28 protein-coding genes are annotated in these 25,855 nt (G+C 44.0%); 11 read left to right on the top strand and 17 right to left on the bottom strand.

What is annotated here, in order from left to right; translation table 11 throughout:
- Nucleotides 1-49 precede the first annotated feature (49 nt).
- The 7 genes from ACLI09_RS08200 to cphA all read left to right on the top strand — a co-directional run bounded on the left by ACLI09_RS08200 (nt 50) and on the right by cphA (nt 8,324).
- A complete protein-coding gene (locus ACLI09_RS08200; protein WP_411419120.1) occupies nt 50-1,162 on the top strand; it encodes a ParB N-terminal domain-containing protein in 1,113 nt (370 codons plus the stop codon).
- Nucleotides 1,159-1,905, top strand: coding sequence for a restriction endonuclease (locus ACLI09_RS08195; RefSeq protein WP_411419119.1), 747 nt, complete (start codon nt 1,159-1,161; stop codon nt 1,903-1,905). Before ACLI09_RS08200 ends, ACLI09_RS08195 begins: the two co-directional genes overlap by 4 nt.
- A gap of 234 nt (nt 1,906-2,139) precedes the next feature.
- Complete coding sequence (gene thrS / locus ACLI09_RS08190; RefSeq protein ID WP_411419118.1) at nt 2,140-4,086, top strand: threonine--tRNA ligase; 1,947 nt, start codon at nt 2,140-2,142, stop codon at nt 4,084-4,086.
- A gap of 30 nt (nt 4,087-4,116) precedes the next feature.
- Complete coding sequence (infC, locus tag ACLI09_RS08185) at nt 4,117-4,668, top strand: translation initiation factor IF-3 (protein WP_411419196.1); 552 nt, start codon at nt 4,117-4,119, stop codon at nt 4,666-4,668.
- Between the two features lie 115 nt (nt 4,669-4,783).
- Nucleotides 4,784-4,981: a 50S ribosomal protein L35 gene (rpmI, locus tag ACLI09_RS08180; protein ID WP_411419117.1), complete on the top strand. Its 198-nt coding sequence runs from the start codon at nt 4,784-4,786 to the stop codon at nt 4,979-4,981.
- Between the two features lie 103 nt (nt 4,982-5,084).
- Nucleotides 5,085-5,432: a 50S ribosomal protein L20 gene (gene rplT, locus ACLI09_RS08175; RefSeq protein ID WP_411419116.1), complete on the top strand. Its 348-nt coding sequence runs from the start codon at nt 5,085-5,087 to the stop codon at nt 5,430-5,432.
- 273 nt (nt 5,433-5,705) lie between these two features.
- Nucleotides 5,706-8,324 carry a cyanophycin synthetase gene (gene cphA, locus ACLI09_RS08170; RefSeq protein ID WP_411419115.1) on the top strand — a complete coding sequence of 873 codons (2,619 nt, stop codon included), beginning with the start codon at nt 5,706-5,708 and terminating at the stop codon, nt 8,322-8,324.
- Between the two features lie 10 nt (nt 8,325-8,334).
- On the opposite strand, the gene ACLI09_RS08165 is transcribed toward cphA, so the two are convergent.
- From ACLI09_RS08165 to ACLI09_RS08155, 3 genes are read right to left on the bottom strand one after another with little or no spacing between them, the layout of a single operon-like run.
- The gene (locus tag ACLI09_RS08165; protein WP_411419114.1) at nt 8,335-8,742 is read right to left on the bottom strand and encodes a response regulator; all 408 of its coding nucleotides are present in this window, start codon (nt 8,740-8,742) and stop codon (nt 8,335-8,337) included.
- Complete coding sequence (locus ACLI09_RS08160; protein WP_411419113.1) at nt 8,729-10,249, bottom strand: ATP-binding protein; 1,521 nt, start codon at nt 10,247-10,249, stop codon at nt 8,729-8,731. Before ACLI09_RS08160 ends, ACLI09_RS08165 begins: the two co-directional genes overlap by 14 nt.
- 60 nt (nt 10,250-10,309) lie before the next feature.
- Nucleotides 10,310-11,209: a site-specific tyrosine recombinase gene (locus ACLI09_RS08155; RefSeq protein ID WP_411419112.1), complete on the bottom strand. Its 900-nt coding sequence runs from the start codon at nt 11,207-11,209 to the stop codon at nt 10,310-10,312.
- A 95-nt stretch (nt 11,210-11,304) separates the two neighbouring features.
- On the opposite strand from ACLI09_RS08155, the gene ACLI09_RS08150 reads away from it, so the two are divergent.
- Entirely contained in the window at nt 11,305-11,925 is a 621-nt protein-coding gene (locus tag ACLI09_RS08150) for a porin family protein (protein ID WP_411419111.1), read from the top strand.
- A gap of 58 nt (nt 11,926-11,983) precedes the next feature.
- Here ACLI09_RS08150 and ACLI09_RS08145 read toward each other — a convergent pair whose 3' ends face one another.
- Together ACLI09_RS08145 and ACLI09_RS08140 are read right to left on the bottom strand one after the other, a co-directional pair.
- Complete coding sequence (locus ACLI09_RS08145) at nt 11,984-12,280, bottom strand: DUF721 domain-containing protein (RefSeq protein ID WP_411419110.1); 297 nt, start codon at nt 12,278-12,280, stop codon at nt 11,984-11,986.
- Nucleotides 12,280-12,699 carry a lipocalin family protein gene (locus ACLI09_RS08140; RefSeq protein ID WP_411419109.1) on the bottom strand — a complete coding sequence of 140 codons (420 nt, stop codon included), beginning with the start codon at nt 12,697-12,699 and terminating at the stop codon, nt 12,280-12,282. Before ACLI09_RS08140 ends, ACLI09_RS08145 begins: the two co-directional genes overlap by 1 nt.
- Before the next feature lie 453 nt (nt 12,700-13,152).
- Between ACLI09_RS08140 and ACLI09_RS08135 the strand changes: the two genes are divergently transcribed.
- Nucleotides 13,153-14,238, top strand: a complete 1,086-nt coding sequence (locus ACLI09_RS08135; protein WP_411419108.1) for a serine hydrolase domain-containing protein — start codon at nt 13,153-13,155, stop codon at nt 14,236-14,238.
- Here the strand turns inward: ACLI09_RS08135 and ACLI09_RS08130 are convergent.
- The 10 genes from ACLI09_RS08130 to ACLI09_RS08085 form a co-directional block, all read right to left on the bottom strand.
- On the bottom strand, nt 14,235-14,546 hold the full coding sequence (locus ACLI09_RS08130) for a hypothetical protein (RefSeq protein ID WP_411419107.1): 312 nt from the start codon (nt 14,544-14,546) through the stop codon (nt 14,235-14,237). The two genes, ACLI09_RS08135 and ACLI09_RS08130, sit on opposite strands and share 4 nt — an antisense overlap.
- Nucleotides 14,547-14,837: 291 nt before the next feature.
- On the bottom strand, nt 14,838-15,791 hold the full coding sequence (gene ftsY / locus ACLI09_RS08125; protein ID WP_411419106.1) for a signal recognition particle-docking protein FtsY: 954 nt from the start codon (nt 15,789-15,791) through the stop codon (nt 14,838-14,840).
- A 97-nt stretch (nt 15,792-15,888) separates the two neighbouring features.
- Nucleotides 15,889-16,041 (bottom strand): DUF4295 domain-containing protein, encoded by a 153-nt coding sequence (locus tag ACLI09_RS08120; RefSeq protein ID WP_411419105.1) that lies wholly within the window; start codon nt 16,039-16,041, stop codon nt 15,889-15,891.
- A gap of 9 nt (nt 16,042-16,050) precedes the next feature.
- The gene (gene rpmG, locus ACLI09_RS08115) at nt 16,051-16,233 is read right to left on the bottom strand and encodes a 50S ribosomal protein L33 (RefSeq protein WP_411419104.1); all 183 of its coding nucleotides are present in this window, start codon (nt 16,231-16,233) and stop codon (nt 16,051-16,053) included.
- A 35-nt stretch (nt 16,234-16,268) separates the two neighbouring features.
- Nucleotides 16,269-16,505: a 50S ribosomal protein L28 gene (rpmB, locus tag ACLI09_RS08110; protein WP_054409746.1), complete on the bottom strand. Its 237-nt coding sequence runs from the start codon at nt 16,503-16,505 to the stop codon at nt 16,269-16,271.
- Nucleotides 16,506-16,584: 79 nt separating this feature from the next.
- Nucleotides 16,585-17,832 carry a CinA family nicotinamide mononucleotide deamidase-related protein gene (locus ACLI09_RS08105; RefSeq protein WP_411419103.1) on the bottom strand — a complete coding sequence of 416 codons (1,248 nt, stop codon included), beginning with the start codon at nt 17,830-17,832 and terminating at the stop codon, nt 16,585-16,587.
- Between the two features lie 2 nt (nt 17,833-17,834).
- Nucleotides 17,835-18,179 (bottom strand): Hpt domain-containing protein, encoded by a 345-nt coding sequence (locus tag ACLI09_RS08100; RefSeq protein WP_411419102.1) that lies wholly within the window; start codon nt 18,177-18,179, stop codon nt 17,835-17,837.
- A 1-nt stretch (nt 18,180) separates the two neighbouring features.
- Nucleotides 18,181-18,792, bottom strand: coding sequence for a fumarylacetoacetate hydrolase family protein (locus ACLI09_RS08095; protein ID WP_411419101.1), 612 nt, complete (start codon nt 18,790-18,792; stop codon nt 18,181-18,183).
- A 6-nt stretch (nt 18,793-18,798) separates the two neighbouring features.
- Nucleotides 18,799-19,575 carry an exonuclease domain-containing protein gene (locus ACLI09_RS08090; protein WP_411419100.1) on the bottom strand — a complete coding sequence of 259 codons (777 nt, stop codon included), beginning with the start codon at nt 19,573-19,575 and terminating at the stop codon, nt 18,799-18,801.
- A gap of 98 nt (nt 19,576-19,673) precedes the next feature.
- Nucleotides 19,674-20,300, bottom strand: a complete 627-nt coding sequence (locus ACLI09_RS08085) for a M15 family metallopeptidase (RefSeq protein WP_411419099.1) — start codon at nt 20,298-20,300, stop codon at nt 19,674-19,676.
- A gap of 109 nt (nt 20,301-20,409) precedes the next feature.
- Between ACLI09_RS08085 and ACLI09_RS08080 the strand changes: the two genes are divergently transcribed.
- Nucleotides 20,410-21,042 carry a hypothetical protein gene (locus ACLI09_RS08080; protein WP_411419098.1) on the top strand — a complete coding sequence of 211 codons (633 nt, stop codon included), beginning with the start codon at nt 20,410-20,412 and terminating at the stop codon, nt 21,040-21,042.
- A gap of 18 nt (nt 21,043-21,060) precedes the next feature.
- On the opposite strand, the gene ACLI09_RS08075 is transcribed toward ACLI09_RS08080, so the two are convergent.
- Nucleotides 21,061-22,383 carry a dihydrolipoamide acetyltransferase family protein gene (locus tag ACLI09_RS08075; protein ID WP_411419097.1) on the bottom strand — a complete coding sequence of 441 codons (1,323 nt, stop codon included), beginning with the start codon at nt 22,381-22,383 and terminating at the stop codon, nt 21,061-21,063.
- A gap of 83 nt (nt 22,384-22,466) precedes the next feature.
- On the bottom strand, nt 22,467-23,615 hold the full coding sequence (locus ACLI09_RS08070) for a glycosyltransferase family 2 protein (RefSeq protein ID WP_411419096.1): 1,149 nt from the start codon (nt 23,613-23,615) through the stop codon (nt 22,467-22,469).
- A gap of 167 nt (nt 23,616-23,782) precedes the next feature.
- Between ACLI09_RS08070 and ACLI09_RS08065 the strand changes: the two genes are divergently transcribed.
- Complete coding sequence (locus tag ACLI09_RS08065; protein ID WP_411419095.1) at nt 23,783-25,840, top strand: patatin-like phospholipase family protein; 2,058 nt, start codon at nt 23,783-23,785, stop codon at nt 25,838-25,840.
- Nucleotides 25,841-25,855: the final 15 nt, after the last annotated feature.

Here is a 25,855-nt window from a genome sequence, read left to right as displayed (position 1 = left end):
TTTAATTTAAAAGTATACATTTACATTTGGTTCTTTTAAACTAAAAAAAATGGAAAACCTTGCTAAGTATCTTTCAAAAATAATTATAAATATTGATCAGATATTACTTGACCCAAACAATCCTCGCTTCGCTGAATTAGGTGACTCGATAGATTTAATTCCTGAAACCAGATTCGCTGAATCCAAAATTCAAAAGGATGCTTTTGATAAGATGAAATCTGATAAATTTGAGGTATCAGAATTGAGAGATACAATCAAAACCATTGGATTCTTACCCATGGATAAAATTGTTGTTAGAGAATGGAGAAATAATCCAGATCCATCACAAAAGAAATATGTAGTAGTAGAGGGAAACAGAAGGGTAAGTGCTTTAAAATGGTTAATAGATCTTCATAATTCCGCAAAAGAAACTTTTAATGAAGATCAATTAGAAAATTTCAAAGAATTAGAAGTTCTACTTTTAGATCAAGATAAGGCACCAGATTCAGCAATTTGGATTTTACCAGGTCTTCGCCATGTTTCCGGTATAAAAGAATGGGGTCCTTATCAAAAAGCCCGCGCTGTTTTTATTTTACGTGAATCGGGTGCAAGTCCGCAAGAAGCCGCACAAAGCTTAGGACTATCCACACGTGGAGCTAATTCTTTATGGCGTTCATTTTTGGCATTAGAACAAATGAAAAATGACGAAGAGTTTGGAGAATACTCTGAACCAAAAATGTATAGTTATTTTGAAGAAATATTCAAAAAACCAGAGGTCAGACTTTGGTTAGAATGGGATGATAATGATCGTAAGTTTAAAAATTATGCTCGCTTGCGTGAAATGTATTCATGGATGGTTGGCGAACAAGATGATGAAGGAAATTTACAGGATCCAAAATTACCCGAGGCAAAAAGTATTCGTGAGTTAGGCCCCATACTTAACGATGAAACTGCATTATCAGTTTTTAGATCCCCTAATGGAACGTTACTACGTGCAAGAGCAAGATATGAGGCAGATCATCCAGAAGATTGGCACCCAACAATTATCAAAGCAGACTCAATTTTAACAAATCTTTCTGCCGATGCACTGAAAAAAATGACTCCTGAAGAAATGGAATCCTTGATTAAACTGAAAGATAGAATTAAAATAGTTATAGAAGATAGAGACAAGTTGTTGAAATGAAGTTCCCGCAACCTCAGTACATAGCAAATCTTATCGTTGAAAAAGGTAATAATTTAGAGTTTGATAAATTGGAAAATGTGGCCTTCCAAATTTGTCGAATAAAATTCCCTACGCCTTCAGATGAAGAGATTTGGGACTATCTAGATATTCGGTGTATAGAGGATCTAGCAAATGAATTATTTATTAAAAAAACAGATAATTTTAATGATGGTATTAGTATAAATTTTATTATTGAAGATGATAATGAAAATTATTACATCAAATTTTTAGATAAACCTGAAATTCACTTGCTACGACTTTTGCAAAAAGATACTTCAGACAATTTCGAATTTTTCTGTAAAAAAATATTAGATGGCCTTGGTGGGAATACTATAGTGTCGGGAGGTCCGAGTGATGGTGGTATTGATTTCTATTCAACCAATATATCAATAAACAAACTATCAGCACCGTCCACAATAGGATCCCGCATTTTAGTTATTGGTCAGGCAAAACGATATATTGATGGTAATCACGTAAAGTTAAAAGAATTAAGAGAATTTGTTGGAGCATCATTAAATTTTGGTTTTGAATTAAAAAGATCAAGGAGCGAACAACTAGGTGTTCTGCAGCCAACGGTAATTGCATTTTGGACAACTTCTGATTTTCATTCAGACGCAAAAAAATATGCAAAAGATATGGGAATTTGGTATTTAAATGGAATTGCTTTATGTCAATTAGCATTACAACTAGAAATTGAACTGTAAAATAATACCTCTCAAAACCAAACGTCTCAATCCTTGCCTAACTTAACCGGTACGAGCGCGACACTCCCGCCAGTCAGCCCCACCCCCACCCAAAACCAGCAAAAATCCCTCAAATCTGTGTCATCAGTGTTCCCCTCTTTCCCCTCCAAAAAAAACAAATTAACAAATCAACGCATCCACGCAATACCAACTAAAAATCCCTATCTTTGCACACTATAATTTTTTAATATTAAAATGATACACATTACGCTGCCGGACGGTTCGGTTAAAAATTTCGACGCGGGGGTTACTCCCTATGATGTTGCCATGAGCATTAGTGAAGGACTTGCAAGGAATGTAATTTCCGCTGCCTTTAATGGTACAACAGTTGAAACCAAAACACCCCTGACGACCGACGGTGCTCTTGTACTCTATACCTGGAACGACAAAGAGGGCAAAAAAGCCTTTTGGCACTCTACCAGCCACGTTATGGCGCAGGCCCTCCAGGAGCTGTACCCCGGCATTAAGCTTACCATAGGCCCCGCTATTGATAACGGTTTTTACTATGATGTAGACTTTAACGGCCACAACGTTACCGATAAAGATTTTAAGGCCATTGAGGATAAAGTACTCGAAATAGCCCGCGGAAAACACGAGTTCACCATGCGTAGTGCTACAAAAGCTGAAGCACTTGAATTTTACAAAGCAGAAGAAAACCCCTACAAGACCGAGCTTATCGAGAACCTTGAAGACGGTACCATAACATTCTGCGACCACGCAACCTTTACCGACCTTTGCCGCGGCGGGCACCTGCCCAATACCGGCGTTATAAAGGCGTTCAAGATAATGAGCGTGGCCGGTGCCTACTGGCGCGGCGACGAAAAGAACAAGCAGCTTACCCGCGTATACGGCATCTCTTTCCCAAAACAGAAAGACCTTACCGAATACCTGGAGCTATTGGAAGAGGCAAAGCGCCGCGACCACCGCAAGCTGGGCAAGGAGCTGGAGTTGTTTGCTTTCTCACAGAAAGTGGGGCAAGGCCTTCCGTTATGGCTGCCAAAGGGTGCCGCCCTGCGCGACCGCCTGGAGCAGTTTCTTAAAAAAGCACAAAAGAAAGCCGGATACGAGCAGGTGGTTACACCGCACATAGGGCAAAAAGAACTATATGTTACCAGTGGCCACTACGCTAAGTATGGCGCCGACAGTTTTCAGCCCATTAAAACCCCTAACGAAGGTGAGGAGTTTTTATTAAAGCCGATGAACTGCCCGCACCACTGCGAAATTTATAATACACGCCCATGGTCATACAAAGACCTGCCGAAGCGTTATGCCGAGTTTGGCACCGTATACCGTTACGAGCAGAGTGGCGAACTTCACGGACTAACACGCGTGCGTGGCTTTACCCAGGATGATGCGCACATATTCTGTACGCCAGACCAGCTTGATGAGGAGTTCAAAAAAGTAATCGACCTGGTACTGTATGTATTCGGTTCGCTTGGCTTTGAGAACTTTAGCGCGCAGATATCGCTCCGCGACCAGGAAAACCACGACAAGTACATCGGCTCTGATGAAAACTGGGAGAAGGCTGAGAATGCCATCATCAACGCGGCGAAGGACAAAGGCCTTAACACCGTGGTAGAGTATGGCGAGGCGGCATTTTATGGCCCTAAGCTCGACTTTATGGTTAAAGATGCCCTGGGCCGCCAGTGGCAGCTGGGTACCATACAGGTAGACTACAACCTGCCCGAACGATTTGAGCTTACCTACAAAGGCGCTGACAATGAGCTGCACAGGCCGGTGATGATTCACCGTGCGCCGTTTGGTTCTATGGAGCGTTTCGTGGCGATACTTATTGAAAATACAGCAGGTAATTTCCCGCTTTGGTTAATGCCGGAGCAGGCTATCATATTGTCTTTGAGCGAGAAATATGAAAATTATGCTAAAAAAGTTTTAGATTTGCTCGAAAATCACGAAATTCGCGCCCAGATTGACAACAGAAGCGAGACGATAGGCAAGAAAATCCGTGAAGCCGAAGTACAAAAAGTACCGTTTATGCTTATTGTAGGTGAAGAGGAAGAGAAAAACGGCACAATATCGGTGCGCCGCCATGGCGATGCCGGTAAGAGCAACCAGACGATGACTATTGAAGAATTTGCTGCACTGGTGCAGCAGGAGATAGATAAAACATTAAAACCATTCTAAGTTTAACTTAAAAATTTTACAGCCATAGCTATAAGGAACAACAGGGGCTACCAGCCCCGAGTAGAAAAAAAAGATGCGCACCGTACTAACAATGCCATCCGCGTACCAGAAGTAAGGCTTGTGGGCGAGAACATAGAGCCGGGTGTTTATAAAACATCACAGGCCATGCAGTGGGCAGAACAGCAGGAGTTAGATCTTGTGGAGATCTCTCCTAATGCAGAACCGCCCGTGTGTAAGATTATGGACTATAAAAAGTTCTTGTACGAGCAGAAAAAGCGCGACAAGATGCTTAAGGCCAAGTCTACACAAATTACGGTAAAAGAAATACGCTTCGGCCCGCAAACCGATGAGCACGACTATGACTTTAAAAGAAAGAACGCAGAGAAGTTCCTTAAAGAAGGATCTAAGCTAAAGGCGTTTGTATTTTTTAAAGGCCGTAGTATCATCTACAAAGAACAAGGCCAGATATTGCTGCTTAAGCTTGCTACCGACCTTGAGGAGTGGGGCAAAGTTGAAGCCATGCCGGTGCTTGAAGGTAAAAGGATGATTATGTTCATCGCGCCTAAGAAAAAAGCGAAATAGTTGAAAGTCTTAAAGTCAAAAGTCTTAAAGCCTATTTGGCGAAGGACTTTTGACTTTATGGCTTTCGACTTTAAGACCAAATTGTAAGTAAGATAAATTAAAATAAAGCAAGAAAATGCCTAAAATGAAAACTAAATCCAGTGCTAAGAAGCGATTCAAGCTAACTGGTTCAGGAAAAATCAAGAGGAAGCACGCTTTCAAGAGTCACATCCTGACAAAAAAATCAACAAAGCGTAAGCTAGCCCTTACACACGCTACCCTTGTTCACAAAACGGATGAGAAAAGCGTTCAACAGCAATTAGGCCTACGCTAAATAGCTGTTGCGGTTAAAAAAATTAATAACCCTGGAGTATGGCTTTTAAGTTCCCGCCAAAGTATAAAATTAGGGGCGCCTGCTACAAAAACAATTCAAGATTATGCCAAGATCAGTAAATTCAGTTGCTTCCAGGGCCCGTAGAAAAAGGGTTCTTAAGCAAGCCAAAGGTTTCTTTGGAAGACGTAAAAACGTTTGGACAGTAGCCAAAAACGCGGTAGAAAAAGCAATGGTTTATGCGTACCGCGACCGCAAACAAAAAAAGAGGAACTTCCGTGCACTATGGATTATGCGTATCAACGCTGGTGCCCGTCAGCACGGCCTAAGCTACTCTCAGTTTATGGGTAACGTTAAAGGTGCAGGTATAGAGCTAAACCGTAAGGTTCTGGCCGACTTAGCCGCTAACCACCCTGAAGCGTTTGCTGCTATAGTAAACCAGGTTAAAAAATAACGATACGTCTATAAAAACAATATATTTATTCTTACTTACATAAAGAGGCTGCCCCAATAAGGCAGCCTTTTTTATTATGCTGCAACGCCCCTGAAACAAGCTAACATCTAGAACAGCTTACCTTGGCTTACCAATACCACTTTATTCATGGTTATTTAACCTAATATTTACAGCTAAAATTTTCTTAAGGTATATGGTTATTATACGTTTGCTTACTTACTTTGTGGTAAAGTTAGCCTACCGCTGCATATAGCAACCAATAAACTACACAGCATGGAAATCCTCAAAATCCAGGTCCTGAGAGGGCCAAATATCTGGAGCAACTACCGCAAAAAGCTGATACAAATGCGCCTGGATATAGGCGAATATGAGCAGCTGCCCACCAATAAGATTCCCGGGTTTAAAGAAAGGCTGCAAACAATACTGCCGTCATTACACTACCACCGCTGCTCAGAGCACAACCACGGAGGCTTTTTTAACCGTGTAGAGCAGGGCACCTGGATAGGCCACGTAATAGAACACATAGCCTTAGAGCTGCAAACCCTTGCAGGTATGGATACCGGCTATGGCCGCACACGCTCCGTTAAAGAAACAGGGGTGTACAACGTAGTGTTTTCTTATACCGATGAGGAAGCAGGCATCTATGCCGCAAAAGCCGCGGTACGCATTGCACGGGCCGTAGCTGAAAACACCGATTATAACCTTGATGAAGATATACAAAAGCTAAAAAGCATTTGCGCCGCAAACTGCCTTGGACCCAGCACTAAAAGCATTGTAGACGAAGCGGTAAAACGCGGCATCCCGTACTTTAGGCTGGGTACAGACAGCATGGTACAGCTGGGCTATGGCGCTAACCAGATGCGCTTTCAGGCAACCATGACCTGCAAAACAAATGTACTTGCCGCAAATATAGCGAGCGACAAGCACCGCACTAAAGAACTCCTGGGTGCAGCGGCCGTTCCCGTGCCTATGGGCGGCACCTGTACCGACCTTGACAGCCTGAAGCCGATTGTAGAAAAAATAGGTTTCCCCATTGTTTTAAAACCACTTAACGGCAACCACGGGCGGGGCGTAACTACAAATGTTGCCAATTGGGACGAAGCTGCCGCAGCGCTCAACACGGCGCAGCAGCACAGCCATAAGATAGTGGCAGAGCAGTTTATTACCGGGTTTGATTACCGCGTGCTGGTTATTAATAACAAGTTTGTAGCTGCAAGCAAGCGCGTGCCGGCCCATGTAACAGGCAATGGCATTGATACTATCAAGGCCCTGGTAGACGTTACCAATATGGACACCCGGCGCGGTAACGGCCATGAAAATGTGCTTACCAAAATTAAAACCGGCCCCGATAGCGATGCCTTACTGCTAAAACAGGGCTACAGGATGGACAGCATTCCGCCTGCCGGAGAAGTGGTATACCTTAAATCTACCGCAAACCTTAGTACCGGCGGCTCATCTATAGATGTTACCGACAGGGTGCACCCGGACAATATAGTAACAGCCGAACGCATAGCAGGCGTCATAGGCCTGGATATATGCGGGATAGACATTGTTGCCGAAACCCTTGAAAAACCCTTACAAGACATAAGGGGCGCGGTTATAGAGGTAAACGCGGCGCCGGGCTTCAGGATGCATTTTGCGCCCAGCGAAGGCACACCGCGCAATGTGGCGAAACCTGTGGTAGACATGCTCTTCCCGGAAGGCAGCCAGCCACGCATTCCTATCGTTGCCATAACAGGCACTAACGGCAAAACAACCACAACGCGGCTTATGGCGCATATAGCCCAAAGCAGCGGCTATACCACCGGCTTTACCACCACCGACGGTATTTATGTAAACAACCGGCTTGCAAAATCCGGCGATACTACCGGCCCTAACAGCGCAGAATTTATACTAAAAGACCCTACGGTAAACTTTGCCGTGCTCGAAACGGCACGCGGGGGCATACTGCGCTCCGGGCTTGCCTTTGATAACTGTGATGTAGCCATAATAACGAATATAGAGGAAGACCACCTGGGATTAAGCGACATCCATACGCTGGACGACCTTTGTAAGGTTAAGGCGGTGGTGGCCCGCAGTGTAAAACGCACCGGCTGGGCGGTACTAAATGCCGAAAACAGCTACTGCAACCGCATAGCGCGTGAGCTTGATTGTAATGTTGCCTTTTTTTGCCTCGACCACGATAATAAAGAAGTATGCAGGTACTACGAAAAAGGCCATACCGTTGCGGTATTACAAAATGGCAACCTTGTTATAAAAAGTAACGGAAAATCGGTAACGGTTGCCCACGTAGGCAACGTGCCCCTTACCGATAACGGAAGGATAAAATTTATGGTGGCTAACGCGCTTGCTGCCGCGCTGGCAGCATACGTATATGGTTTTAGGCCGGAGCAGATTAACAGCGGCCTGCAAAGTTTTGTACCGGGATATGAAAATACCCCCGGCAGGATGAACCGCTTTGAGGTAGGCAGCCTGAACGTACTGGTAGACTACGCCCACAATCCACACGGCTACAGCGCAATGGAAGAGTACCTTAAAACACAACACGCTAACCGCAAAATAGGGATAATATCAGGCATAGGCGACCGCCGCGACCAGGATATAAAACTGTGCGCGCAAATTGCCAGCCGCATGTTTGACCATGTTATCATAAGGCAGGAACAAAGCCTGCGCGGCAACACCGAGCAGCACATTATAGATATGATACTGGAGGGGTTAGCCGAAAAGAATATACCTTATACCGTAATATCTGAAGAGGAGCATGCGGTAAAGCATGCGCTTGAAATTGCAGGTGACGGCGACCTCGTGGTTGCCCTGACCGAAAAGATTGATAAAGTTGTGGCGATAATTAATAACCATAGGGCTAAATTAACGGAAAGGCTATATGTATAAAAAAACCGCGCTAAGCGCGGTCTAAAATAAATATTTTTTCAAGGTCTTCCTTGCAAATGGGCTTAAGGAAATAGTCTTTTACTATATTGCTGTATTTTTTTGCCTTATTAAGGTCCTGCTCATCGTTTGACGAGCTTATCATAAATATAGTACTTGCCTTAGGGAGTTCTTCAAGCATCATGTTATATTCTTCCAGAAACTGCCACCCGTCCATTATCGGCATGTTTACATCAAGCAAAATAAGGTCGGGAAGTTCGGCGTTATTATTTTTATTCGCTTTAATATGGTCAATGGCATCCTGCCCGTTACTAAAAAACACCGGGGTGGCCGCTATGTTATTCTGCCTGAATAGGTTTTTTAGTAAAAAATGATAAATTTTATCGTCATCAATAACATACATCTTTTCAACTTTCCTCATTAAAATATAGTTTAAAAACGGTACCCTTGTTTATTTCGCTTGCCACCTCAATTTTCCCCCCCATAGCCTCTACCTGGTTCTTAGTAATAAACAGGCCTATACCACGGCTGTTTTTATTTTTATGGAACGTTTTATACATTCCAAATAATGCGTTTTTATGCTTTTTAAGGTCAATGCCCAGCCCATTATCGCTTATATATAGTACCTTTTTACCTTTTTCTATTGCAAAGTCATAATTAATAACCGGCTCACGCTCACTGCTCGAATATTTAATGGCGTTTGTGGTAAAATTAAGCAAAACACTTTCAAGGTAGGCAGGATTATAATTAACCGTTACATCCAGCGGTATGTTAATCTCTATAGTAACGCCATGCTTTATAATTTCATTGTGCAGTATAGTAAGTATATTCTTAAGGTAGCGCCTCAGGTTTAAATCTTCCTTTACATTTTTTACCTCCGTTTGTATGGCTACCAGTTCCTTAAGGTGCCCTATGGTAATGCTTAGCCCGTCTGATATGCCTTCAAGGTGTCCCAGCATCTCTTCGCGCTCATTTTCTTCTGCCGTTTTAAACAGGTCTAAAAGCATCTTAAGGTTACCGGCGTGGGAGCGCAGGTTGTGCGATACTATATGGGCAAAATTGCTAAGCCGGTTGTTTTGCTCGCCTATAATGGTTATGGTACGTGCCAGCTCTATTTCTTTTTCCTTAAGCTCTGTAATATCTTTTATTGTGCCTATGGCACGGGTTTTATCTTTGCCGTTTACACCGTCTACAAAGCTTCCCCGGCTCATTACCCAGCGGAATCCTGTTGTTTCATTTTTTACCCGGTATATATATTCAAACCGGGGTGTTTTATTTTTAAAATAATCATCGGTAGCCTTATTGTGCCCTCTAAGGTCTTCTTTATATATCCGCTTTTTCCATTCTTCCAGGGGCCACACCGTATCTTTTTCTTCCTTCCCGATTATTTTCATAGACTGGGCCGAAAAAAATATAGTGTTGTTTACAATGTCATAGTCCCATATCCCTTCGGATGCTGCCTCAAGGGCATACTTTATGCGCTCCTCACTATGCTTAAGGAGCAGCTGCTGCTCTTTTTGTGGTGTTATATCACTCATCCTGCCATAAAAAACTACGCTGCCATCGGTTTGCAATTCAGGGTTGGCATGAACTTTCATCCATCGCTTTCCTTTATTTGGCAATAGTACTTCATACTCATACATCCAGGGTATTATAAGCCTCCTTGCGCGGTTAAGTTCAGCATAAAATGGCCTGCGGTACTGTGGCAGTACCCTTGCGTTTAATACCTCTGCGGGCTTAGTGCGCATTTCGGCAACGCTTACCTCATAAATATGCTTTACAGACTCGCTGCAAAAAGTTAATACATATCGGTTTTTCTCTTTCCAGATTAGTTTAAATATTACATCGGGCACCTGGTCAAGGAGCCTCTTATAAAAATCATTTAAACTCTCTGCCCCGTCTACATCGGGCATATCAAAAAACTTCATCCCGTAAATTTATCATAAAAATACTGAAAAATAGTAAGAATATAAAAAAAGGTTTTTTGGCTACTTACGTGGGTGGAAATTGTTTACTACCTCTGCAAGGAATTTTCTGTCAACGTGCATGTAAACCTCTGTAGTGGTAATGCTCTCGTGCCCCATCATAAGCTGAATGGCGCGCAGGCCGGCGCCGTTTTCCAGCAGGTGAGTGGCAAAGGAATGCCTGAAGGTGTGCGGGCTGATGGATTTTTGAAGGCCTATTTTATCGGCCAGCCTTTTTATAATGGTAAACACCATGGCACGGGTAAGGCCACTGCCCCGCCGGTTTAAGAACAAAGTATCCTCATGGCCTTTTTTTATGGTAAGCTGTGCCCGTGTATCGTTAATATAGCCGGTAATAAACTTCTGGGTTCCGTTGCCTATAGGTACAAAACGCTGCTTGTTTCCCTTACCCGTTATCCTTATAAAACCTTCTTCAAAAAAAAGGTCAGACAGCTTTAGCGCGGTAAGTTCAGATACCCGCAGCCCGCAGCTGTAAAGCGTTTCAAGCATTGCCCGGTTGCGCTCGCCCTCGTTACTGCCAAGGTTAATGGCTGCAATAAGCCGGTCTATTTCGGCAGTGCTTAGGGTATCGGGCAGTTTCCGGCCGGTTTTTGGCACCTCAATAAGCTCCATGGGCATGTCCTGGCGGTACCCTTCAAACATTAAATAGTTAAAAAAACTCTTAAGGCCCGAAATTATCCGGGCACGCGACCGCGGGTTTAATTCCCCCGCTATGTGGTAAATAAACTCCTGCAGGGTTTCTTCGGTAATGGCAACCGGCGAAATTTCTATACTTTTATCCTCCAGGTAATTAACCAGCCTGTTAATATCAAAAAGGTAATTTGTAAGCGAATTATATGACAGCCCGCGCTCTATTTTAAGGTAGGTTTTGTAGTCATTTATGTAGGTAGCCCACAGCTTCATCAGCGGTTAAATATATGTGAATTAGGAAATTTTTGGTAATTCTGGCTACAGTAAAGATATAATTTTGGCCAAGAAACTAAAAACTAATTTTGACAATGAGACTATTTAAAATTTTTACAGTAAGCGCACTATTATTAGGTTCGGCAGTAGCTGTTAACGCGCAGGATTCAAGCAATTCAGACCTGTCTGCAAGCTTTGGGGTTAAAGGTGGTGTAAACTTTGCAACACTTAACGGTAACGATATTGATAACGTAAATTCGCGCACCAGCTTCCACGTGGGTGTGTTTACAGAGTTGCCGGTATCGTCTATGTTCTCTGTACAGGCAGAAGCCCTGTATTCCGGCCAGGGTGCAGAAGCCGATTTCAGGGGAGGCGATGGCGATAAAGCCGAGTTTCAGCTGGATTACATTAACGTGCCGGTACTTGCCAAGTTTTACATTATGGAAGGCCTTAGCTTAGAGGCAGGCCCTCAGTTTAGCTTCCTGGTGAATGAGGAGTTTGATTTTAACCCTAATTCTAACGACGGCGACATTGACCTTGAAAACACACGTTATGAGGCTAACTCATTTGATTTTGGCGTGGCCGGCGGCCTTACTTTTCAAACCCCGATGGGTTTATTTGCCACAGCACGTTATGTGCAGGGCATAACAGAAATTTATGACGATGCCGACATTAAAAACTCTGTTTTTCAAATAGGCGTAGGCTTTAAATTCTAAAAAGAAGAAGGATTAATTATACCTGGTAACGGGGCTGCTTAGGCGGCCCCGTTATTATTTAGCGCAGTATCACATCGGTAATTACCTGCCTCCCCATCTCTTCATTTATCATTTTTATAATCTTCTCCCGGCCGTAGCTCAGCTCTTCCCTTAATACAGCCGATGTAAGCTGCACATACAGCACGGTACCACGCAGCAGTATCTCGCCCGTATACGTGTTTACGCCATTGCCCATAATGTTTTTCCAGGCATCGCGCACATCTATCCTGTCCATGCCCTTTTGCAGGTTGTTGGCACGGATAATTTCTTTTAGCACGTCGCTTATCGGGTTGTTGTCATTAAACCTTTTGGCCATTATTTTACACTAAAGGGTTGTGGCTTTTTATAATGGTACTCTATATTATTCTGGTTTTTTACCACCAGTTCGGCATCGGTAAGGCTTATAAGCTCTTCTTCCCATTTGGCATATTCGGTACTGTAGCTTATAAACGTTTTCCCGTCTTTATTATGTATGCTGAATTTCTCGCTCAGGTCGTTAACGCGGTAACTGCCATCCAGCTGGGGCATTACCTTTTTACGGAAACCCACAGTATCCTTCACTTCAAAAAAATCGATGGTTTCGTTTATGCTATAATCTTTCTTGTCGCCATTGGGCAGTTTTACCTCCTTAATTTCCCAATACCCGTTTAGCTTGCTATATTCGTCAGCGGTAAATTTCTTTTGGCACGAAACCGCCAGTAGCGTAAACAATACTAATAAAACACCCTTTTTCATCGTTATGCGTATATAGGCAAAGTTAAGTATTATTTAGACGATGTTCTTTAAAAAATTAAACCTATAAAAGTGCTCTCCCGTCTTGTCGATGACTACTGTGTATCGAAAAAACGAATAAATTTGATGAAAGTCCTCTTCTCCGAACTATCGCCTGGATACATCTTTTTATTGTAGCACAGAGATTCCCGGAGCAAGCGCAGAGATTCTCAGAGAAGAAAAGGGTAACACCTTTGGTGTGAGTACAGAGAGCTGTACGCATACTGCCCCTACACTGCTTTGCGTTCTCGCGCTGTAAGCGCAATCTAAAATTAAAAACTCTGTGTATCTCGGCGCTTGCTCCGTGAATCTCCGCGGTATAAATCGTGGCTTACGACTCATTCGCAATACTGTTTCAAAAGAGACGGTTGGGGTGAGGACAAAAAAATTACTATATTAGCCTGTAAACCATTTTTTATGAAAAAAATTGCTTCCCTGCTTTTTGCCCTGCCGATACTAGTGGCCTCATGCGGCAGAACTGACGATAGCCCCGCAGACGGAAACCTTCCGGAAGAGGCCATGTACTTTCCACCAAATAACGCAGACACCTGGGAAACCAAAACGCCGGCCAGCCTGCAATGGAACGAAAATGCCATACAGCCGCTGCTGGACTACCTGGAGTTAAAGCACAGCAAATCGTTTATTGTGCTGGTTAACGGCCGCATAGTAATAGAAGAATATTTTAACGGGCACACCGCCACAAGCCCCTGGTACTGGGCGAGCGCGGGCAAAACGCTTACCACAGCGGTAAGCGGCATTGCGCAGCAGGAAGGCCATATAAACATCAACAACAAGGTATCTGATTATTTAGGTACGGGCTGGACAAGCGCCCCACCTGCAAAAGAAAACCTGATAACCTGCCGCCACCTGCTCACCATGTCGAGCGGGCTTAATGACGCGCTGGGTGATGATGTATCGCCGGCCAACCTGCAGTATGTAGCCGACGCGGGCAACCGCTGGGCCTACCACAATGTATATGTAAAAATGCAGGATGTGGTGGCTGCCGCTACCGGGCAAACCTGGAGCGCATATTTTAATACTTCCCTGAGGGACAAGATAGGCATGACGGGCACCTGGCTTGCCAGCGGCGAGGAAGGCGCCCTTAGCGTGTACTGGAGCACTAGCCGGAGCATGGCACGCTTTGGGCTGTTATCGCTTAATAAAGGCAAATGGGATACCCTGCAGGTAGTGCCGGAAGCCTATTATAACGAAGCTACGACTACATCGCAAAACATCAATAAGGCGTATGGCTACCTGTGGTGGCTAAACGGTAAAGAAACCTACCACCTGCCCGCAAGCCAGCTCGAGTTTAACGGCACGCTAATTCCGTCAGGGCCTGATGATATGTATATGGCGCTGGGCAAAAACGACCAGAAGATATATGTAATACCCTCAAAAAAAATGGTGATTATCCGAATGGGCGAAACCGCTGATGGTACAAACTTTGCCTTATCGGACTTTGACCAAACGCTTTGGGAGAAAATAAGTGATGTGATTGATTAAGGCATAAACCAGCTCACTGCATACGGGTAGCAAATCCTGGCGGCTACCAGTAATACACAGCCTAAAACAGCGGCTACAGTTTGCCCTTTCTTATACCTGGCGCTTAAAAGCTGGATGATTGCAATTACAGAATATAGTACTGTAAACAGTAGCGCGGGCTTAAAATATAGTTCAGAAATCGATTGTGGTATCAGCGGATTGCGGAGCGTTTGTTTTGCCTGAAAATGCTGTACCCAGCAAAATACTATACCCAGCACAGCCAGGCCTGCCACGATGTAATTTGCAGTTTTTGCAGAAGTTTGGCTCATTTATTAACCTGATTTTATTTACTGAACAGATATCCTAATTGTTTTTTACCACAAACACACGAAGATTTTCACAACGTGCACCATGAAAACCGCTTTCGGCGGAAGAACACAAAACTTTGTGTTCTTATCGGTGTAGTTTTACCCAAACAGCTTAGTGTCCTTAGTGAAAATCTTTGTGCCTTTGTGGTAAAAATTCCTCCAATATAGCCTTCCCTACAGTTACATCTTAAAGACCATGAATACGGTAAGTTAATAAAAAGGCCGCAAACGCGGCCTTATATATTTTGTTTTCTATTTAAAGAAAGAATCTACAAATTCAAACTTATTAAATACCTGTAAGTCTTCTATGCCCTCGCCTACCCCTATATATTTAACGGGAATCTGGAACTGGTCTGATATGCCTATTACCACACCTCCTTTTGCGGTACCGTCAAGCTTGGTAACGGCAAGGCAGGTTACTTCGGTAGCGGCCGTAAACTGCTTGGCCTGCTCAAAGGCATTTTGGCCGGTAGAACCATCAAGCACCAACAGTACATCGTGCGGTGCATCGGTGATAACCTTTTGCATTACACGCTTAACCTTGGTAAGCTCATTCATCAGGTTTACTTTGTTGTGCAGGCGCCCGGCGGTATCTATAATTACCACATCGGCACCCTGCTTTACGGCGCTCTGCACGGTATCAAACGCTACCGATGCCGGGTCGCTGCCCATTTGCTGGCGCACTATAGGCACCCCTACCCGGTCTGCCCACACCTGCAATTGGTCTATAGCCGCCGCACGGAAGGTATCGGCTGCGCCAAGCACCACATTGTGCCCGGCCTTTTTAAACTGGTAGGCCAGCTTGCCTATGGTGGTGGTTTTACCCACACCGTTTACGCCTACTACCATAAGTACATAGGGCTTTTTATCGGCAGGTACCTCAAAGTCGGTAGCCTCCCCGGTATGGGTTTCGCTTAGCAGGCCGGCTATTTCTTCGCGCAGTATACCGTTAAGCTCATCGGTGCCCAGGTATTTGTCCTTAGACACGCGCTCTTCTATACGGCCTATTATCTTAAGGGTGGTATCTACCCCCACATCGCTGGCTACAAGCACTTCTTCCAGGTTATCAAGCACCTCGTCATCTACCTTGCTTTTACCTGCTACGGCCTTTGAAAGCTTTGAAAAAAAAGAGGATTTGGTTTTCTCAAGGCCCTTATCAAGAGTCTCTTTTTTTTCGGAAGAAAATATCTTTTTAAAAAAATTCATGGTTTACTTCGTCTAAAGTTTTAGCGGGATAAATATAGAAAATAAAAAAGCTACTTTCGTTGTGTGAAAGTAGCTTTTCTATATATCGTTGCGGATATTACTTCTGTTTAAGGAAAGCATCCACTTCTTCAGGAGTCATAACGCTCTCTACAAAAGTATAAGCACCCGTTTTAGGCGACTTAACCATTTTGATAGCCTTTGTTAACCTTTTTGAAGCTGTTTGTAACGATGCTACGGTTTTCTTTGCCATGACTAATAATTATTTAATTTCTTTGTGTACTGTTACCCTTTTAAGAACCGGATTGAATTTTTTGATTTCAAGCCTGTCCGGGGTATTTTTTTTGTTTTTAGTAGTGATGTACCTTGAAGTACCCGGAACTCCTGAGTTTTTATGCTCAGTGCACTCTAAAATTACCTGGATTCTGTTGCCTTTCTTTGCCATCGTGCTTTTTTATATTTATTGAGGATGTACCCGGATTATTTAATAAACCCGTTAGCTTTGGCCTCTTTTAAAACCGCGGCTATACCATTTTTGTTAATAGTTTTGATAGTAGAAGCTGCTACCCTAAGAGTGATCCACCTGTCTTCTTCAGGAAGATAAAAACGCTTCTTTACTAAGTTCACGCTAAACTTGCGCTTAGTTTTGTTCATTGCGTGGGAAACGTTATTTCCAACCATCGCTTTTTTACCGGTAAGGGCACAAACTCTTGACATTATTTCTCGCTTTTATATCGTTATTCAAAATCAGGGTGCAAAGAAACGAAAAACTAATTAATTACGCAAACACAAATAATTAGTTTTTTAAAATTTCCTGATAAATAAGCTCAAGTGCCTTATTGGCAGCCCTTTCTATTACTTTTTCGCGGGGCTGGCCCAGTTCGCATTTAATGCTGTAGGCGCCTGTGGGCGTTGCAATGCCTATAAACACCACCCCTACCCCCGCTGCCGAGTCGCCTTTTGCCGGCCCGGCGTTGCCCGTTGTAGACACGGCATAATCAGTACCAAACATTTTTTTTGCCTTAAGGGCCATTACTTCGGCAATCTTTGCGCTCACCACGCTAAATATGTCTATAAGCTGGTGCTCTATACCTAATACGCTTATTTTACTATCGGTAGAATAGGTTACCGCGCTGCCCTTAAAGTATACTGATGAACCTGCAACACTGGTAAACAGTGTGCCAATACGCCCGCCCGTGCAGCTCTCTGCCGCCGAAACGGTAAGGCCTTTTTCGGTGAGCATCCTACCTAATATTACCTCAAGGGGCTCATCTTCATTAAACCCTACAATTATATCGCCTATAATATCGCGCAATTTAGATACTTCATGGTCTATTGCCAGCCGTACGGATGTTTCGTCAACACCGGTGCCGCTAAGCCTTAGCCTTACCTTACCGGGGCTGGGCAGGTAGGCCAGCTTTATAAACTTGGGCAGGTTAACCTCCCAGCTTTCAATACGTTCGGCTACCGTGCTTTCGCCCTGTCCGTAGGTCATTATCGTCTGGTGCAGTATAAACGGCCTTTCATAGGCTTCTATAAGCCTTGGGATAACCTCGGTATCTACAATATATTTCATTTCATACGGCACCCCCGGCAGCGATATGTATACGGTGTCGGCCTTTTTCATCCACATGCCCGGCGCGGTACCCACTGCATTGTGCAGCACGGTTGCCTTAGAGGGCACAAGCGCCTGGTCTTTGTTTATCTGGCTGGCGGGGCGCTTAAGCGCCTTTTCTATAAGCTCTACAACGTGCGCTTCCACATCGGCGTTGCGCACCAGGTGGTCGTCAAAATATTCGCAAAAAGTTGTCTTGGTAATATCATCTTTGGTAGGGCCCAGGCCGCCGGTAATAATTACCACGGCCACCCTGTTTTGCAGCATTGCCAGGGTATCCAGTATATGGCGGCGGTCATCGCTTACAGATAGCATTTCATATACTGATATCCCTATTTTATCCAGCGCTTTTGCTATATAGCCACTGTTAGTATCGGTTATCTGGCCTATAAGTATTTCGTCGCCTACGGTTACTACTGCTGCCTTCATTACTAAAGATTATAGTTTTTCTTTACTTCTTTAAGGGTATTTTCTACGTGCTGCCTCAGGCTTTTTACCACATCTTTTATCTCCTTGCGTTTGCCTTCGGCCTTGGCCCATTTTTCTATGGCAAGCACATCTTCATAGGCCAGCTCCATACCCAGGAGGTCGAGCGTGGGCTTAATTTTGTGGGCTGCGTGGTATACCATGGTGTGGTCTTTGTCTTCCAGGCCGTTCTTAATGTTCTTAATTTCAGCCGGTACCTCTTCGGTAAAAAGGGTAACAATCTGTTTTGCAAATTCCTGATCGTTATCTGAAATCGCATATACTTTTGATAAGTTGTAGTGTAATGCCATATTACTTTACCTGAACCTTAAATAGTTTCTTTTCTTCTAAAAATCCTTCCAGTACATCGCCGGGCGCCACAGGCCCCACACCTTCGGGCGTACCGGTAAAAATAACATCCCCGGTGCGCAGCGTAAAGTATTTTGATACTTCTGCCACCAGTTCATCCACCTTCCAGAGCATGTAACCGGTATTGCTTTTTTGTACGCTTTGCCCGTTTTTTAGCAATTCAAAGTTAATATTGTCTACGGTTTCAAAACCGTTTTTATCTATAAAATCGCCCAGTATTGCCGACCCGTCAAAGGCTTTTGCCTTTTCCCAGGGCAGGCCTTTGGCCTTAAGCTTATCCTGCAGGTCGCGCGCGGTAAAGTCGATACCCACGCTTATTTCGTCATAATATTTATGGGCAAATTTAGGCGCTATATGTTTACCTACCTTGTTAATTTTTACAATTACTTCTATTTCATAATGCACGGCGCTGCTAAACTCCGGTATAATAAAGGGGAACTGCTTTTGTACCGGCGCGGTATCGGGCTTTATAAAAATTACGGGTTCGTCCGGCCGCTCGTTATTCAGCTCTGCTATGTGGTTTACATAATTCCTGCCAATGCAAATAATCTTCATAGTATGCTATGCCAGTTTGTTATTGAGTTTTCGCAACTTTATTGCCGTAAGTACTTTTTTGGTATATAACGGAAAATCAGCGCTCTGGAACCAGCCATAATAGCCCGGCTCCTGCGCCAGCACCTGCTCTACCTTTACGTTTTTAAACTTGCCAAAGGTAAATACCTCTGCCCCGTTTTCATCAAGCGCTATAAAGCCGGCAAAGTCTACCGCCTTTTTACGGCTGGTAAATTCGGCCAATTGCTTCATGTCGTTCTCAAGGTCAGGATAGCGTTCCAGCTGCGACTTCAGTATCTCGTAGGTAGCATTGGTATCGGCCGCGGCAGAGTGCGCATTTTCCAGCGGAAGCCCGCAGTAAAACTTATAAGCGGCGCTCAGGGTACGCTCTTCCTTTTTATGAAAAATCGTCTGCACATCTACCGCCACCCGGTTCTTCATATCAAAGTCAAGCCCGGCACGCAGCAGCTCTTCTGCTAATAACGGAATATCAAACCTGTCAGAATTATACCCGGCAAGGTCAGAATCCTTTATCATGTTAAATATCTGGTGCGAGAGTTGCTTAAACGTGGGCTCGTTTGCCACCTTTTCGTCTGTAATGCCATGAAAAGCTATGGTTACCGGCGGTATGGTACGCTCCGGGTTTACCAGCCATGTACGGCTTTCCTTATTTCCGTTTGGGTACACCTTAAGTATCGATATTTCTACAATACGGTCTTTAGTTATGTCGGTTCCGGTAGTTTCAAGGTCAAAAAAACAGATTGGGCGGTGTAGTTTCAGTTCCATAAATCACTTTGTGTTAGTACAAATATAGGGGTACTAAATTATAAAATGAAGAATATGGGCAGGTATTTACGGGCAATATCGCAAAAATACTTTTACCGCTACGGGCACTCCCACACATATTCTGACGTGGGGTAGGTTTGCTTTTTATAGTCAAAATGCCACCACTCATATGGGTAGATGCTAAAGCCGGACTTTGTCATGATGCTTTGCAGCAGCCTGCGGTTTTTGCGGGCTTTTCTCGAAATACCCTTGTAATCAGGGTGCGACACCTCGCTAAAATCGTCAAACGCGCCGCCCATATCAAGCAGGTTGCACCCGGCATCAGCCAGCGAAATGTCTACCGCCTGGCCACGGTTGTGGTTGCTGCCCTTGCCCGGCTTAGCTACATACTTGGGGTTGTTTACTATTTCATACATTTTATATTGAATGGGATACGGCCTGTAGCAGTCAAACAACACCAGCCTGTAGCCTTTTTCTGTCGCCAACGTATGGGCTTTATCAAGCGCCTGTGCTACCTCAGGGCGCAGCAGGCAGCGGGCGCAGGGGTACACCTTCTGGTGCATAAAGTTTGTGGTATCCGCATAGGCCATTTTATTGATAACATCAAGCGAATCAAAGCGTATTTCGCTCCATTCTGTGGAGAAGGGGGCTATTATTGAGGGTTGTTGCTGGGCAAACAAATTGGGGATAAGGGCGAAGAATAAAATATAGAAAAGGTACTTCATATCAGGTTAAGCTAGACTTCAAATATAAGTATTCGTACAGAAATAATTATGCCATAGGGAGGTAAACTATTTATCTTAACTTTGCATTATCAACCCAATTAACCGTAAAATGCTAAACACTATTTTTAAGGCAACCTTAGCCATACTGCTTTTACTGCTATGTCGCTCGTGTGCCATTCCACAAATGCATACCTCATATGCAAACGACAAAAAGTATATGGCTATGGCATCAGGCAAGTGGCTCCTGAATAACATTAACACGAACCCTGCAGTCTCCGGCAAAATAAAAAGTAAGATGGAAAGCCTGTCAAAAAATACGCTACAAAAAAATTTAGGCAACCGTTTTACCTTTATAGACGATGCCCGCGGTAAAATATTGCTCCCGGATACAGGGATTATGGAACTTGACGCGAAAGATCTTCAAATACTTAATGCCACTACCGGCTTTAATTACCTTATTGACATATCGGCAGAAACGGTTACAATGAACCAAGGCATCGACAAGCTTACCGGTTATCCCCCTAATAATACCGAGATGCGTATTTTTATACGTATATATGATTTACAGAACCAAACAATGGTACACTCTCAACTAACACGAGCCTACACCGACCAGATGGGGCAGCGGTTATACGAACCCAATGAAAAATTGTTTATGATAACTCTGAAAAAAGCACTGAAAAATTTACGTAAAAATTCTGATTTATATACAAAGCCCCGCTTGTGCGAGGCTTCAATATAAAATAAAAATTCTAAAATCTTAATAATCCCTGTTCACGTCAAACGCTTCCAGATACTCGGCTACACGCTTAACGAATGAGCCTCCCAGGGCACCGTCTACCACGCGGTGGTCATAGCTGTGCGACAGGAACATCTTCTGGCGAATGCCGATGAAATCACCCTCGGGGGTTTCTATAACAGCAGGCACCTTGCGTATGGCGCCCAGGGCCAGTATACCCACCTGCGGCTGGTTGATTATAGGGGTGCCAAATACACTGCCAAACGTACCTACGTTAGTAACCGTATAGGTACCGCCCTGCGTATCGTCCGGTTTTAGCTTGCCGGCCTTGGCGCGGTTGCCCAAATCGTTCACGGCCTTAGCCATGCCCACAAGGTTCAGCTGGTCGGCATTTTTAATCACGGGTACTATAAGGTTGCCATTCGGCAGGGCCGCGGCCATACCCAGGTTAATGTTTTTCTTTTTGATGATGTAATCGCCATCCACGCTTATGTTAAGCCCCGGATAGTCTTTAAGCGCCTTGGCCACAGCCTCCATAAATATAGGGGTAAACGTAAGCTTTTCGCCTTCGCGTTTTTCAAAGGCAGTCTTCACCTTATCGCGCCATTTTACAATGTTAGTAACATCTACCTCAATGAACGACTGCACGTGCGCCGACGTTTGCACGCTCTGCACCATATAGCCCGAAATAAGCTTGCGCATACGGTCCATCTCTATGATTTCGTCGCCGCCGTTAACTGAAGGAGCAACTCTGGTTGCTGGCTGTTGGTTGTTGGTTGTTGGTTGTTGAGACGTTGTAGCTGAGGGCTGAGGGCTGATAGCTAATAGCTGACCGCTTTTTCGCTTATCAACGTACTCCAGTATATCATTTTTAGTAACGCGGCCGTCTTTACCGGTACCGTTAAGACTTTCCAGCTCGGCAAGGCTTACACCCTCTTCCCTTGCAATATTTTTAACAAGTGGCGAGTAGAATTTCTCTGATTCCGAAAAATCTTCCGGCGCGGCAACTGTTGCCTTGGCAGCGGCTACAGCCTGTTCTATCTCAGCTACATGGGGTATGGCCTGTTCAGATTTTTCTTCGGGGGCATCCACCACCACGCCGCCTTCTGTTTCTATATAAGCAATGGTTTGCCCTACCTGTACCACATCGTTTACATTAAAAAGTACCTCGCTAAGCGTACCGGAAACTTCACTGGGCACGTCGCTGTCTACCTTATCGGTGGCAATTTCAAGCACCGCCTCATCGGCAGCCACGTGGTCGCCCACCTTTTTAAGCCAGTTCGTTATGGTTGCTTCCGCAACGCTTTCTCCCATCTTGGGCAATTTGAGTTCAAACTTTGCCATATTGTTAACCAAAAGGTGTTTTTTAATTTTATGTTTGCGAATTTAATAAAAAATCTCACCTAAAAATAATTCACAACTACTTTTTATTCATTTTCAAGGCTCAGGGCCTGCCCCCTGTCGTCGCTGCTGTTGCTGCCGGTAAAAAATGTCGCACCCGCCGGCATTATCTTATAGGTAAAGGCTGTTTTATGTTTGTCCATAAAGCTGATGATTTGGGTATAACCGGCTACAGTCGTATCAAACAACACTTCCGCACCTTTGTTTTGTAAAAATACGGCTTCCTCTTTTATATCCCCTACCCTTAGCAAAGGTTTTTGCAGCAAAAATTTTAAATCATCCGCCATTTTTTCGTTTCCGGAAACCAGGATATAATGCAAAGGTGTTACCTGCTCGCCCTTACGGTTCTTTTTAACAAACATAAACGCAAATGCGCCGGCATTCATAAACAGGTCAAAAACCGGGTACGACCTGAAATGCTTTTTGTAAAAAAACCCCATCGCATCGCGAAAACGCTGCATATAAAGCCCGTCCTTAACCGTACTCTCCCCTTTAAAGTGAATGGCTGTAGCCTGGCCAAAATAATAGTTGGCCAGGCCTTTTTTGGTAATGCTGTACGACAGGTCAAAATCATCGCTGTACATAAAACAGTCTTCATCAAAGCCGCCTACCTCAAGGTACAGCCCGCGCTTCATAAACATAAATGCCCCTACCAGTATATCGGTTTTACCAATGCCGCCTTCAGCAATCGCCTTGTTATAATATTTATTAAGGCGCTGCACTCCCGGAAACATTTTATACAGACCCGTTATTTTAGTAAACGCTACCCAGGGGGTGGGCAGTCCGCGCTTGCTTTCGGGTAAAAAACCGCCGCGCCCGTCAATAAGCTTTATGCCGGTAGCGCCCATATCCGGCGTTTTATCGGCAAATGCCAGTAGTTTGCTAAACGTGTCTTCCGCTACTACGGTATCGGGGTTAAGGATGCAGATGTATTCGCCTTTGGCAGCAGCCACACCTATGTTATTTCCCTTCGGGAAACCACTGTTCTCCTTATTTTCAATCAGGGTTACACCGGGAAAATACTGCTTTACCATGGCGCAGCTGTCGTCCGGCGAATTGTTATCTACCACAATTACCTCGGCATCAAGGCCGGAAAGTGCTTTTTGCACACTATCAAGGCACAGGTGTAAAAAATAACGTACGTTGTAATTAAGTATAATAACCGATAAGCGCATGAAACAAAGATAAAAAAATATACAATGTTTTTATAAGGCACAGAGGGGCACAGTACCTAAAAGCCAAAAAAACATTACTAAACAATTAAATTTCAATACATTAAATATATTATCCTTAAATTTTATATATTTACACCTATAGCCAATAATCTAAACACAACCTACACATGAGTACCACACCTACCTTTCATGCCGGCATTTGCATGGCCGGGGCTATTTCTGCAGGGGCCTATACCGCAGGCGTAATGGATTATCTGCTCGAAGCCCTTGAGCATTGGGAAAAAGCAAAACAATTGCAGTCTGAAGGCAAGCTTACCGGCATACCGAAGCATAATTTTATGATTGACGTACTGGGCGGCGCGTCTGCCGGGGGAATGACGGCAGCCATAACTGCAAGGGGCCTGCAGGATCAGTTTGCGCCAGTTACCACGGACACTGTAAAAAATGAGGCACTTGCAAAAGCTAACCCGCTTTATAATGCCTGGGTAAACCTTAAGGAAACCAAGGAACAGGATATGATGGATTTGCTCCTTAACACGGATGATATAGAAAACAATATCGAAAATAAGGAAAAAGAGGTACGTGCCGGCTTAAACTCAAATTTTATAAAGGATATAGCATCAGACATACTTGATAAGTGCGTGTCTGTAAAGTATGAACGCCGTTACATAGCAAAAGACCTCGATATTTTTACTACACTAACAAACCTGCGTGGCTTTTCTTACAAGGTTAATTTTAAGACCAGCAGCGGCGATCGTACCCACCATATGCGCATGCACCGCGATTACGCTTTTTTCACACTGGATGACCGCGCGGGCAAAATTGCGGGTACCCTGCCGGACGGACGCATACCGGTACATTTTTCTGATGAAAAAGGCAACAGCAACGTACTTAAAAGTGCTGCAATGGGTACAGGGGCTTTTCCTGTAGGGCTTGAAAGCCGCGACCTTACACGCAAAAGCACCTACATTAAAAGCAGCAAGTACCTCAACCTTATGAAGGGCGCTACAGGTACAGACTATACTTTTTTACCGGAAAGCGACGATTTTTTATCGCTTAACGTAGATGGCGGGGTAATTAACAACGAGCCTTATGAAATTACCGAACAGCTGTTAGAAGACCGCAGGGAAATAAAATTAAGAGAAGAAGCCAAATTAAAAAAAGCCGAATTAAAAAAGGCTGAACAGGAAGCGAAAGCCGCATTAGGAGCAGCAAACTTAGGAACATCGCTTACTGAAGCAACAGCTACCGAGGAAATAAAAAATATTGAAGAAAAAGAAGAAGACTCGTTTGTTATGCCCAAAATGAACCGGAGCGCAGCACTTTTTGAAAGTATGGTGCTGATGATAGACCCTTTTCCTGACGACGATAAAAAAGTGCCTGAATACATTCCTAAAAAGGCCTGGAGAAATGTATTACCTTCAATAATTACGGCTATGCGCAGCCAGCTGATGATGAAAGACGAACAAATAAAACGCGCTTACCTTAGCGATGATTATACCCGTTTTTTAATTATGCCGGAGCGGTACGACAACATAAATGGTGTAGATGTAAAAATGGATTACGCCATAGCATGCGGCTCATTGGAGGGTTTTGGAGGATTCTTTAGTAAGGAATTTCGCAAACACGATTACTTTTTAGGCCGCCGTAACTGCCAGCGCTTTTTACAGCAGCACTTTACCGTGCCTGAAAATGCCGGGAACCCAATATTGGCATACGGTTATAAGGACGTAAAAGAGCATGGTAAGTTAACGATTGACGTGGCTCCCGGCGAATCAAAGAAAGAAGCAACGCTGGACGGGGAAAGCAATGCTGGTACAACCGCCCAAAAAACATATTTGTGCATACTACCCGATATAAGGGTGGGTGCTGATGGATCTGTATATACCCCTCCTGAAGAAAAAAAATATGACTATCCTGCTATAACGCTTAGCTACGTCCTTGGGCTTAAAAAAAAGATTATAAAACGACTCGTAACCGTGGCTAAAAATGTAGGTAATGTAGAAGTAAAAGAAAAAAAGCATGAAAACAGTATAATACTGAAAACATTACGTAAAAAATCAAAATTCAGGGAAAAATTTGTTGATAAAATTGCAGACAAAGGTGTAAATGCTTATATTAACCTTGCGCTTTGGTTTGGAAAAGGAACAGCGGCTGACAGCATTATAGATGTTGTTATCAGGGATTTAGAAGCCCGGGGCCTGATAGAGGATGACCGCAAATAATTTGTAACACCCTGC

Origin of the sequence: Flavobacterium sp. RHBU_24 (assembly GCF_046613695.1) — a bacterium.
Classification (GTDB): Bacteria; Bacteroidota; Bacteroidia; order Flavobacteriales; family Flavobacteriaceae; genus Flavobacterium.
Note: the sequence above shows the minus strand (reverse complement) of the source record. Positions and strands in the feature narration are given on the sequence as shown.

Excerpts from the sequence above, each read along its gene's own strand:
- ACLI09_RS08065 (WP_411419095.1), top strand. The coding sequence starts at position 23,783 with ATGAGTACCACACCTACCTTTCATGCCGGCATTTGCATGGCCGGGGCT.
- ACLI09_RS08120 (WP_411419105.1), bottom strand. The coding sequence starts at position 16,041 with ATGGCAAAGAAAACCGTAGCATCGTTACAAACAGCTTCAAAAAGGTTA.
- ACLI09_RS08145 (WP_411419110.1), bottom strand. The coding sequence starts at position 12,280 with ATGGCCAAAAGGTTTAATGACAACAACCCGATAAGCGACGTGCTAAAA.
- ACLI09_RS08130 (WP_411419107.1), bottom strand. The coding sequence starts at position 14,546 with ATGAGCCAAACTTCTGCAAAAACTGCAAATTACATCGTGGCAGGCCTG.
- ACLI09_RS08090 (WP_411419100.1), bottom strand. The coding sequence starts at position 19,575 with ATGGAACTGAAACTACACCGCCCAATCTGTTTTTTTGACCTTGAAACT.
- ACLI09_RS08100 (WP_411419102.1), bottom strand. The coding sequence starts at position 18,179 with ATGGCATTACACTACAACTTATCAAAAGTATATGCGATTTCAGATAAC.
- ACLI09_RS08080 (WP_411419098.1), top strand. The coding sequence starts at position 20,410 with ATGCTAAACACTATTTTTAAGGCAACCTTAGCCATACTGCTTTTACTG.
- rpmI (WP_411419117.1), top strand. The coding sequence starts at position 4,784 with ATGCCTAAAATGAAAACTAAATCCAGTGCTAAGAAGCGATTCAAGCTA.
- ACLI09_RS08155 (WP_411419112.1), bottom strand. The coding sequence starts at position 11,209 with ATGAAGCTGTGGGCTACCTACATAAATGACTACAAAACCTACCTTAAA.
- ACLI09_RS08085 (WP_411419099.1), bottom strand. The coding sequence starts at position 20,300 with ATGAAGTACCTTTTCTATATTTTATTCTTCGCCCTTATCCCCAATTTG.
- ftsY (WP_411419106.1), bottom strand. The coding sequence starts at position 15,791 with ATGAATTTTTTTAAAAAGATATTTTCTTCCGAAAAAAAAGAGACTCTT.
- ACLI09_RS08105 (WP_411419103.1), bottom strand. The coding sequence starts at position 17,832 with ATGAAGGCAGCAGTAGTAACCGTAGGCGACGAAATACTTATAGGCCAG.
- cphA (WP_411419115.1), top strand. The coding sequence starts at position 5,706 with ATGGAAATCCTCAAAATCCAGGTCCTGAGAGGGCCAAATATCTGGAGC.
- ACLI09_RS08070 (WP_411419096.1), bottom strand. The coding sequence starts at position 23,615 with ATGCGCTTATCGGTTATTATACTTAATTACAACGTACGTTATTTTTTA.
- ACLI09_RS08140 (WP_411419109.1), bottom strand. The coding sequence starts at position 12,699 with ATGAAAAAGGGTGTTTTATTAGTATTGTTTACGCTACTGGCGGTTTCG.
- ACLI09_RS08075 (WP_411419097.1), bottom strand. The coding sequence starts at position 22,383 with ATGGCAAAGTTTGAACTCAAATTGCCCAAGATGGGAGAAAGCGTTGCG.
- ACLI09_RS08165 (WP_411419114.1), bottom strand. The coding sequence starts at position 8,742 with ATGAGGAAAGTTGAAAAGATGTATGTTATTGATGACGATAAAATTTAT.
- ACLI09_RS08095 (WP_411419101.1), bottom strand. The coding sequence starts at position 18,792 with ATGAAGATTATTTGCATTGGCAGGAATTATGTAAACCACATAGCAGAG.
- ACLI09_RS08200 (WP_411419120.1), top strand. The coding sequence starts at position 50 with ATGGAAAACCTTGCTAAGTATCTTTCAAAAATAATTATAAATATTGAT.
- rplT (WP_411419116.1), top strand. The coding sequence starts at position 5,085 with ATGCCAAGATCAGTAAATTCAGTTGCTTCCAGGGCCCGTAGAAAAAGG.
- rpmB (WP_054409746.1), bottom strand. The coding sequence starts at position 16,505 with ATGTCAAGAGTTTGTGCCCTTACCGGTAAAAAAGCGATGGTTGGAAAT.
- ACLI09_RS08150 (WP_411419111.1), top strand. The coding sequence starts at position 11,305 with ATGAGACTATTTAAAATTTTTACAGTAAGCGCACTATTATTAGGTTCG.
- ACLI09_RS08135 (WP_411419108.1), top strand. The coding sequence starts at position 13,153 with ATGAAAAAAATTGCTTCCCTGCTTTTTGCCCTGCCGATACTAGTGGCC.
- thrS (WP_411419118.1), top strand. The coding sequence starts at position 2,140 with ATGATACACATTACGCTGCCGGACGGTTCGGTTAAAAATTTCGACGCG.
- ACLI09_RS08195 (WP_411419119.1), top strand. The coding sequence starts at position 1,159 with ATGAAGTTCCCGCAACCTCAGTACATAGCAAATCTTATCGTTGAAAAA.
- rpmG (WP_411419104.1), bottom strand. The coding sequence starts at position 16,233 with ATGGCAAAGAAAGGCAACAGAATCCAGGTAATTTTAGAGTGCACTGAG.
- ACLI09_RS08160 (WP_411419113.1), bottom strand. The coding sequence starts at position 10,249 with ATGAAGTTTTTTGATATGCCCGATGTAGACGGGGCAGAGAGTTTAAAT.